This is a genomic window from Mycobacterium helveticum, assembly GCF_007714205.1.
Taxonomy (GTDB): domain Bacteria; phylum Actinomycetota; class Actinomycetes; order Mycobacteriales; family Mycobacteriaceae; genus Mycobacterium; species Mycobacterium helveticum.
The window spans coordinates 1-3,235 of the sequence record NZ_VMQU01000238.1; the positions used below are offsets into that span (position 1 = coordinate 1).

Here is a 3,235-nt window from a genome sequence, read left to right on the forward strand (position 1 = left end):
GCGGCCAACGCGTTCCTGGATGGGTTGGCCGCGCACCGGCGGGCTCATGGCCTGCCGGCGATCTCGCTGGGCTGGGGTCTGTGGGAGCAGGCCAGCGCCATGACCGGCGGCCTGGCGACCGTCGACTTCGTCCGCTTCGCCCGCGACGGCGTGCTCGCCATGTCGTCGGACGAGGCGCTGGAACTGTTCGACACCGCGCTCATCCTCGACGAGCCGTTCGTGTTGCCGGCACACATCGACCTGGCGGCGCTGCGGGTCAAGTTCGACGGGGGCACGCTCCCGCCGATGTTCTTCGACTTGATCAACACGCCCGCCCGCCGCCAGGTCGATGACTCGCTGGCGGCCGCGAAATCGAAATCTGCTCTGCTGCAACGCCTGGAAGGCCTGCCCGAGGACGAGCAGCACGCCGTGCTGCTGGACCTGGTGCGCTCGAGTATCGCCACCGTGCTGGGCAACGCCAGCCCCGAGGCGATCCATCCCGACCAGGCGTTCCAGGACCTGGGCTTCGACTCGCTGACCGCGGTGGAGATGCGCAACCGGCTCAAGGCCGCGACCGGCCTGGCCCTGTCGCCGACGCTGATTTTCGACTACCCCAACTCCGCCGCGCTGGCCGGCTACATGCACCGCGAACTCGTCGGAACGCCCGGGCACGCCGCTCCGGCCGCAACCCCCGGCGAGGACGAAATCCAGCGGGTGGTGGGTTCGATCCCGGTCAAGCGTCTCCGCCAGGCGGGGGTTCTGGAGCTGTTGCTGGCGTTGGCCGATGGGTCCAACGGCAGTGCAGTCGGGGTCGGGGGTCAACCCGCGCCGGCGGCGACCACGGAGAAGAGCATCGCGGACATGGATCTCGACGACCTGGTCAACGCCGCATTGCTGGACAACGATGAGTAGCCGGGACGGTCGGTGAGAATCGCGATCACGGGGGCGAGCGGGGTCCTCGGACGAGGGCTTGCCGCCCGGTTGCTCAGCCAGGGTCACGACGTCGTCGGCCTGGCGCGGCACCGGCCCGAAAGCTGGTCCAGCGCCGGCGAATTCATCTCGGGTGACATCCGGGACGCGGTCGCCGTCACGCGCTGCGTCGGCGGCGCCGACGTCGTCGCGCATTGCGCGTGGGCCAAAAGCCCCGGACCCGGGCAACACCTCGGCGACCAGGTGAACCTCGGGGGCACGATGAACGTCCTCGACGCGATGGCGCGGAACGGTTCGCGGCGCATCGTCTTCCCGTCGTCGGCTCACGTCTACGGGCGGGGGGGCGCCGCGCGCACCGAGCACGATGCGACGGCTCCGGTCTTCGCCGGTGGCGTGCAGCAGGCCCGGGTCGAGGAGATGCTGGCGGCCTGCGACGCCGAATCGTTCACGATCCGCTGCGCGCTCATCGTCGGACGCGGCGTCGACAACTGGGTGCGCCGGGTGCTCGCACTGCCGGTGTTTCCCGAAGGCGGCGCCGACGGACCGGTTCAGGTTGTGCATCTCGACGACGCGCTGCGGGTCTTCACCCGCGCCCTCCTGGACACCGGGATCACAGGTGGCCCGGTTAATCTCGCCGCGCCGGGCGTTCCTACGTTTCGGCAGATCGCCGCCGCGGTCGGCCGGACGGTGGTGCCGGTGGGGGGCCCTGTCGCCGCGCTGCTGCGGCGCAGCCTGCCCTCGCTCTGCGAGCTGGAGGTGCTGCAGCGCGCCCCGCTGATGGCCACCTCGCGGCTGAGCGAGGAGTGGGGATTCGATCCGGCATGGAACGCCGACGAATGCGTCGAGGATCTGGCGCTGGGCATGCGTGGCCGGCTGACGGTGGGCAGGCGGGTGGTCTCCTTGCCGTGGCGGCTGGCCACCCTCGACGATCCGCCCGCCGCCGACGTGCCCGCCGCCGACGGGGTGGTGCCCGTCCCGGCCGGCCCCGAAGGGCTCAACGGCGAATTCGACACCCCCATCGACCCCCGTTTCCCGACCTTCCTGGCCACCAATCTCTCCGAGGCGCTGCCCGGGCCGTTTTCGCCGTCGTCGGCTTCGGTAACCGTCCGCGGCCTGCGCACTGCCGGAGTGCGCGTCGCCGATCGGCTGCGGCCGGGGGGGATCATTGAGCGCGAGATCGCGATGCGCATGGTCGCGGTGTTCGCGCACCGCCTTTACGGGGCGATCACGACGGCGCACTTCATGGCCGAGACGGTGCCGTTCGTCAAGCCTGCGACGGTTGTCAGCAAGAGCGGGTTCTTCGGCCCCAGCATGGCGTCCCTGCCGATCTTCGGTGAGGAGCGCCCCTCGCCGGAAAGGCGTTGGGGGCATGAGCAACTGCGTACCGTCCGCAATATCGGAGTATTCGCCGTCAACCAGATCGGCCTCAGTGCCGGTTCGGCACTGGACACCCGGGCCTTCGTCGCGGACATCGACCGTCTGGAACGTCTGGCGGGCGGTGACCTCACCCGTCTCGACACCGGCCGGCTCCTCAGCCTGATCTCGTTGGCGCGCGACCACGTCGTGCACAGCTGGGTGCTGGCCTCGGGGTCCTTCATGCTGTGCGCCGCCTACAACGTGCTGTTGCGTGGTTTGTGCGGCCGAGACACTGCCCCGCCGGCCGGCCCGGAGTTGGTCAGTGCGCGGTCCGTGGAGGCGGTGCAGCGGCTCGTGGTTGCGGCACAACACAATCCGGACGTGCTGCGCCTGCTGGCCGAGCCGGGGGAACGCCTCGGCAAGCTGGCCATCGAGGCCCCGGAGTTTCACGCCGCGGTTCTGGCCGAGCTGGATCTGATCGGGCACCGCGGCCCCGCCGAACTCGAGATGCTCTCGACGAGCTACGCCGACGATCCGGAGTTGCTGGTTCGGATGGTGACCCGGGCGATCGGTGCACCGCCGGCGCCGGTCCCGCAGCACCCGCGAATCCCGTTGCAAGCCAGGCCCGTCGCGGCGCTCTTCGTGCGGCAGCTGCGCGACCGGGAGGTGCGCCGGGACAAGATGGTGCGCGCCAACTGGGTGCTGCGCGGGTTGTTGCGGGAATACGGGCGCCGGCTGACCGACGCCCGCGTTGTCGAGACCGCCGACGACGTGTTCTACCTGTTGGTCGACGAACTCGACGCGCTTCCGGCGGACGTGGCGGGGCTGGTGGTCCGCCGCCGGGCCGAACGGCTCAGGCTGGCCGGCGTCGTCCCGCCGGCGGTCTTCAGCGGAAACTGGCAACCGTCGATCGCGTCGACGGCGGTGCTGGGCAGCGGGGGAACGCTGCGCGGCGTCGGGGTGTGCGGGG

At 70.8% G+C, this 3,235-nt stretch carries 2 protein-coding genes; both read left to right on the top strand.

Annotated elements, in window-relative coordinates; genetic code table 11:
• Positions 1-891 (top strand): beta-ketoacyl reductase (locus tag FPZ47_RS27025; protein ID WP_144951687.1); only part of this gene is annotated, 891 nt, incomplete at its 5' end.
• Positions 892-903: 12 nt separating this feature from the next.
• Positions 904-3,235, top strand: a 2,332-nt coding sequence (locus tag FPZ47_RS27030) for an NAD-dependent epimerase/dehydratase family protein (protein WP_145039740.1), incomplete at its 3' end; no start/stop codon positions are given.